Consider the following 6286-nt stretch of genomic DNA (forward strand, 5'->3'; position numbering starts at 1 on the left):
GCGCCGACGTCGGCGCGGCAACAGCGACGCCGTGACCGTCGCCGAGCTGACCGGCGAGATCCCGATCGTCGGCGACGACACCGCGACGACCGGTCGCACCCCGGCCCGGACCGACCAGAGGCCTTCCTCTGGGGAACTCGTCGAGGAGGCCTCCGAGGAGCCGACCGAGGCGCCTGCTGACGATCCCGTCGTAGAGGCCGCCCCCGAGCCCGAAGCCGAGGCCGAGCCCGAGCCGGTCCTCACCGAAGCGGAAGCCGACTACGCCGCTCACCTCGAACAGCGTGACGTCGACCCGGCACCCCTGGACTTCGCGCCGCCGCCACGTCGGCCCCAGGTGGGCAAGCCCATCGGCTTCGGGACGGCGCAGGGCAGCGGCGCCGAGCAGATGAGCCCCGACCCCGCCGTCGACGACGAGGAGATGCTGGACCTCGGGCCCGACGTCGACTTCACCGAGGTACTCGACAAACACTCGTCGTCGACGGACGACGACGTGACTGCTGACGACGACGGGCCGTCATATCTGCGGTCCAGTTCGGGCACGTTGTTCGGTGGTCAGTCCGTCGCCGATGATCTGGCCAGGCGCGGGCCGCAGCCTGGGCCCGAGGACATCGACCTCGGCGGCACCGAGTCGGAGTCCAAGGTTCAGGAGCCCTCCCGGGAGGAACTCTCCGAAGAGGGCGGCTCGGCGTTCGTCTGGGGCGCGTGGGTGGTGGCGCAGTGCATCCTCGCCGTCGCCTTCGGCGCAGGCCTTTTCATCGCGTTCGATCAGCTGTGGCGATGGAACACCATCGTCGCGCTGGTGCTGTCCGTCCTCGTCATCCTCGGCCTCGTCGTCGGGGTGCGGGTGGTGCGCAAGACGGAGGACATCGGCAGCACGTTGATCGCGGTCGCGGTCGGCGCGTTGGTCACGCTTGGCCCGCTGGCGCTCCTGCAGTCGCACTGACACGACGAAACAAGCCACGTGCGCCCCGCCATCAAGGTCGGTCTTTCGACCGCCTCGGTCTACCCGTTGAGGACCGAGGCGGCCTTCGAGTACGCCGCCCGCCTCGGTTACGACGGCGTCGAGCTCATGGTGTGGGCGGAGTCGGTCAGCCAGGACGTCGCCGCGATCCAGCGGATGTCGGAGAAGTACGGCATGCCCGTGCTCAGCGTGCATGCGCCGTGTCTGCTGATCTCCCAGCGCGTGTGGGGCGCCAATCCGATCTCCAAGCTGGACCGCAGTGTCCGCGCCGCCGAGGAGCTCGGCGCGCAGACGGTCGTGGTGCATCCGCCGTTCCGGTGGCAACGCCGCTATGCCGAGGGGTTCAGCGATCAGGTCGCCGGGCTCGAGGAGTCCAGTGACGTCCTGGTGGCGGTGGAGAACATGTTCCCCTTCCGGGCTGACCGCATCTTCGGCACGGGCCAGCCGTCGATCTCGCGGATGCGCAAGCGCGGCGGCACGCCGGGAGTAGGCGTCTCGGCGTTCGCGCCGTCATACGACCCGCTGGACGGCAATCACGCCCACTACACGCTGGACCTGTCGCACTCGGCGACGGCGGGCACCGACGCGATCGACATGGCGGACCGGATGGGCGAAGGGCTGGTGCACCTGCACCTCTGTGACGGCAGTGGTGCGTCGACTGACGAGCACCTGGTGCCGGGTCGCGGTACCCAGCCCGCCGTGGAGATCTGCGAGATGCTGGCCGCCGGCAACTTCTCCGGCCACGTGATCCTCGAGGTCACCACGTCGCGTGCCAGGACGGCTGCCGAGCGTGAGCAGCTGCTGGCCGAATCGCTCGACTTCGCGCGGACCCACCTGTTGCGGTGAGCGCTTGCGCGAAGAACAGAAGACACCGAAGGATTGGAACGCTCGCCCTTGACTGAATCAGCCGCGTCCACGTCGTTCGCCGATGCCATGAGGCTGACGCCGGTGTCGTCGGACGGGACGGTCGCCATCTTCGACGCCAAGCTCAACGAGCACTGGACGATCGGGCCCAAGGTCCACGGCGGGGCGATGCTCGCGCTGTGCGCGAATGCGGCGCGGACAGCGCTCGGCGTCGACGGGCACGAGCCGATTGCGGTGTCCGGCAGCTTCCTGTGGGCGCCGGACCCCGGCCCATTGCGTCTGGTGACCACGATCCGCAAGCGGGGTCGTCGGGTCAGCCTCGTCGACGTCGAGCTCAACCAGGGTGGCGGGACGGGCAATGAGCGCTCGCGCGAAGAGCAGAAAACGGCCGTGCGGGCCACCATCACCCTCGCCGACCCCGAGCACGACGTGGCGCCGCTGCTGTCGGTCAATCCGGTGGTGCCCCTGATGACGCCGGATCCGCCGCCAGGGCTCGAACCGATCGGACCGGGGCACCCGATGGCCGATATCGTGCACCTGGCACACGGCTGCGACATCAGGCCCTCGCTCACGACCATGGGGCCGCGCTCGGACGGCGGGCCCCCGGTGATCGAGTACTGGGTGCGCCCGAGGGAGGGCTCCCCGGACGTCCTGTTCGCGCTGCTGTGCGGTGACGTCTCGGCGCCCGTGACGTTCGCCGTCAACCGGTTCGGCTGGGCGCCGACGGTCCAGCTCACCGCCTACCTGCGGGGCCTGCCTGCGGATGGCTGGCTGCGGGTGATGTGCACGACCGTGCAGATCGGGCAGGAGTGGTTCGACGAGGATCACGTGGTGGTGGACTGTGAGGGCCGCATCGTCGTCCAGACCCGCCAGCTCGCGCTGGTGCCGCAGGCACCGCAGCCGTAGCGGCACCACCGAGGGTCCGGACGGTGGGCGTGCAATGCTTGCGGGCGTGGCGAGAATTGCGATCATTGGTGGCGGAAGCATTGGCGAGGCACTGCTTTCCGGGCTCTTGCGCTCGGGGCGGCAGACCAGGGACATGGTCGTTGCCGAGCAGCACCCCGACCGGGCCAAGTACCTCTCGGAGACCTATTCGGTGTTGGTGACCTCGGTGACCGAGGCTGCCGAGAATGCGGCCTACGTCGTCGTCGCGGTCAAGCCGTCGGACGTCGAACGGGTGGTCGGCGAGATCTCCGATGCTGCCGCTCGGGCCGAGAACACCAGCGCGGAGCAGGTCGTCGTCACGGTGGCTGCCGGTGTCACCACCGCGTACTACGAGGCCAACCTCCCGGCCGGGTCACCCGTCATCCGGGTGATGCCCAACGCACCCGTCGTCGTCGGTGGGGGCGTCAGTGCGCTGGCCGCAGGGCGGTTCGCGACCGCCGAGCAGCTCAAGGAGGTCTCGGCGATCTTCGACGCGGTCGGCGGTGTGCTGACGGTGCCCGAGTCTCAGCTGGACGCCGTCACCGCGGTGTCGGGTTCGGGTCCGGCGTACTTCTTCCTGATGGTCGAGGCGCTCGTCGACGCTGGCGTCGCCGTGGGGTTGCCGCGGTCGGTGGCCACCGATCTGGCGGCTCAGACCATGGCGGGTTCCGCGGCAATGCTGCTGGAAAGCCTCGACAACGCCAATCCGGCCGGTGACGGTGCGATGGGCACGGCGATGGACACCAGCCCCGCTCAGCTGCGCGCCACCGTGACGTCACCGGGCGGCACTACCGCCGCTGGTCTGCGGGAACTGGAGCGCGGCGGCCTTCGCACGGCGGTAGCCGCGGCCGTGGCCGCCGCAAAAACACGCTCTGAGCAGCTAGGAATTACATCAGAGTAGTTCAAGGAATTCCTACGGATTAGCCCACACCCGTCGCAATAACCCCAGTGGCCACGCTATTCTCCCTGAGGTATGCACACGTTGGTGCCAGCGGTGGGGAAGCCGTTGGGACTGGCCGTGCCTGATTGATTGGGTTTGCGATGACGTCTATGAACGGGCCATCGGCGCGGGATTCCGCTAGCGGTAAGGCGGCGCGTGATGCCTCCGCCGGCGAGCCGCCACGGCAGCAATTCCTCACCGTCGCTGAGGTGGCGAGCCTGATGAGGGTTTCCAAGATGACGGTTTACCGATTGGTCCACAACGGAGAGCTGCCCGCGGTGCGGGTCGGTCGGTCGTTCCGTGTCCACGCCAAGGCCGTTCACGACCTCCTGGAGACGTCGTACTTCGACGCGGGATAGCCGCCACCGTCCTGGGGCAGAAGCGTGGCGACCCGTGCGATGGTGCAGCCGTTTTCGTACCGCAGTCCTCGCCGGGTAAGGTGACGGTTCGGTTCACTAGGCACAAACGCCTGGCGATGTCTTAGGTAGCGGAGTTCATGGGTTCAGTCATCAAGAAGCGGCGCAAGCGCATGTCGAAGAAGAAGCACCGCAAGTTGCTTCGTCGTACTCGGGTGCAGCGCAGAAAACTTGGTAAGTAACCCCAAGGTTGTCCCGTTAGGCTGGCCCGATGGATTCGACCGGCCGGCCGCCCCAGAACCATGGGCAGGGTCCCGGAGGTTCTGACCAGCACGACACCGAGCACCACCCCAGGGTGGTGCTGGTCACTGGTGCGTGCCGGTTCCTCGGCGGTTACCTGACGGCCAGGCTGGTGCAGGACCCGCTGATCAACCACGTCATCGCAGTCGATGCAGTGGCTCCCAGCAAGGATCTGCTGCGTCGGATGGGCCGCGCGGAGTTCGTCCGCGCGGACATTCGGAACCCGTTCATCGCCAAGGTGATTCGCAATGGGGACGTCGACACGGTGGTGCACGCCGCCGCGGCGTCGTACGCTCCGCGTGCCGGCGGCAGGGCCGCGCTGAAGGAACTCAACGTCATGGGCGCGATGCAGCTGTTCGCGGCCTGTCAGAAGGCGCCGTCGGTGCGTCGCGTGATCCTCAAGTCCACCTCAGAGGTGTACGGCTCGAGCCCGCGTGACCCCGTCCTGTTCACCGAGGACGGCAGTGCGCGCAGGCCGCCCGGCGAGGGGTTCGCCCAGGACAGCATCGACATCGAGGGGTACGCCCGTGGGCTGGCGCGTCGGCGCCCCGACATCGCCGTGTCGATCCTGCGGTTGGCCAACATGATCGGGCCGGCCATGGACACCGCGCTCTCGCGGTATCTGGCAGGCCCCGTGGTGCCCTCGGTGCTCGGCCACGACGCCCGGCTGCAGCTGCTGCACGAACAGGACGCGCTCGGCGTGCTGGAGCGTGCCACGATGGCGGGCCGTTCGGGCACGTTCAACGTCGGAGCCTCCGGCGTGATCATGATGTCGCAGGCCATCCGCCGGTCGGGGCGCGTTCCGCTGCCGGTGCCGAAATCGGCACTGTCTGCCGTCGATTCGCTGAGGCGTGCGACGCGCTACAGCGAGCTCGACCGCGAGCAGCTGAACTATCTGAGCTACGGCCGGGTGATGGACACGGCGAGGATGCGCAAGGACCTTGGTTATAGCCCGAAGTGGACGACGGCGGAGGCTTTCGACGATTACGTACGCGGTCGCGGATTGACGCCGATCGTCGATCCGCGGTGGGTACGCTCGATCGAGAGTCGCGCCATTTCGGCGGCACAGCGCTGGGGGCGCTAGGCTGTTCCTATACAGGGTGGGGAGAAGGTTGCGAAGTGCCGGGTGATTCCAAAGCGAAAGTCATTCCGTTGCACTCCAATTCGAGTCGAGCATCGGCTCAGCGGAGGGCGGCGGCACGAGTCGAGAGCACGCGTCGGCATCCGTCGTTGCTCGAGGATTCCGGCACCAGGGCCTCTCCTGATCAGATCGCGGCCGTCGTCCGCGAGATCGATGACCGCCGTGGGTCCGTCCCCGGCGCGGCGCGCGTAGACGAGGGTCCCAACGAGCTCGCCCAGCGCATCGCCGCGGTCGCCGAGTTCGTCCGCAAGCGGATGTCCGGTGACTACACCGTCGACGAGTTCGGCTTCGACAAGCACCTCAACGACGCAATCTTTTTGCCTTTGCTGAGAGGGCTCTTTCGCAACTGGTTCCGGGTCGAGGTCGGCGGTATCGAGAACCTGCCGGAGACGGGCGCGGCACTCGTCGTGGCCAACCACGCGGGCGTCCTCCCGTTGGACGGCCTGATGGCGTCGGTGGCCGTGCACGACAACCATCCCGCCCACCGCGATCTGCGCCTGCTGGCCGCGGACATGGTGTTCGACATGCCCGTGATGGGTCAGGCTGCCCGCAAGGCCGGTCACACCATGGCCTGCACCGCCGACGCGCACCGCCTGCTGGCCGCAGGCGAGCTCACCGCCGTGTTCCCCGAGGGCTACAAGGGATTGGGCAAGAACTTCCGGGACCGCTACAAGCTGCAGCGTTTCGGCCGCGGCGGGTTCGTGGCGGCAGCTCTGCGCGCGGGCGCGCCCATCATTCCGTGCTCGATCGTCGGGTCCGAGGAGATCTACCCGATGATCACCGACGTCAAGCTGTTGGCC

The 6286-nt window shown here is 68.0% G+C and carries 8 protein-coding genes; all 8 read left to right on the plus strand.

Annotated elements, in window-relative coordinates:
• On the plus strand, positions 1 to 943 hold a 943-nt coding region (locus ACRDUX_RS37765), incomplete at its 5' end, for an Rv0497 family membrane protein (protein WP_526422156.1).
• An 18-nt stretch (positions 944 to 961) separates the two neighbouring features.
• Positions 962 to 1807: a sugar phosphate isomerase/epimerase family protein gene (locus ACRDUX_RS37770; RefSeq protein WP_526422158.1), complete on the plus strand. Its 846-nt coding sequence runs from the start codon at positions 962 to 964 to the stop codon at positions 1805 to 1807.
• An 87-nt stretch (positions 1808 to 1894) separates the two neighbouring features.
• The gene (locus ACRDUX_RS37775) at positions 1895 to 2731 is read left to right on the plus strand and encodes an acyl-CoA thioesterase (protein ID WP_526422168.1); all 837 of its coding nucleotides are present in this window, start codon (positions 1895 to 1897) and stop codon (positions 2729 to 2731) included.
• A gap of 46 nt (positions 2732 to 2777) precedes the next feature.
• Entirely contained in the window at positions 2778 to 3650 is an 873-nt protein-coding gene (gene proC / locus ACRDUX_RS37780; RefSeq protein ID WP_526422160.1) for a pyrroline-5-carboxylate reductase, read from the plus strand.
• Positions 3651 to 3790: 140 nt separating this feature from the next.
• Positions 3791 to 4048 carry a helix-turn-helix domain-containing protein gene (locus ACRDUX_RS37785; RefSeq protein WP_526422162.1) on the plus strand — a complete coding sequence of 86 codons (258 nt, stop codon included), beginning with the start codon at positions 3791 to 3793 and terminating at the stop codon, positions 4046 to 4048.
• Between the two features lie 137 nt (positions 4049 to 4185).
• Positions 4186 to 4287 (plus strand): 30S ribosomal protein bS22, encoded by a 102-nt coding sequence (locus tag ACRDUX_RS37790; RefSeq protein WP_003402602.1) that lies wholly within the window; start codon positions 4186 to 4188, stop codon positions 4285 to 4287.
• A gap of 29 nt (positions 4288 to 4316) precedes the next feature.
• Positions 4317 to 5429, plus strand: a complete 1113-nt coding sequence (locus ACRDUX_RS37795) for an SDR family oxidoreductase (RefSeq protein WP_526422164.1) — start codon at positions 4317 to 4319, stop codon at positions 5427 to 5429.
• Between the two features lie 35 nt (positions 5430 to 5464).
• Positions 5465 to 6286: lysophospholipid acyltransferase family protein (locus ACRDUX_RS37800; protein WP_526422166.1), on the plus strand; the 822-nt coding region annotated here is incomplete at its 3' end.

The sequence above is a fragment of the Mycobacterium sp. genome (genome assembly GCF_050701675.1).
Classification (GTDB): domain Bacteria; phylum Actinomycetota; class Actinomycetes; order Mycobacteriales; family Mycobacteriaceae; genus Mycobacterium.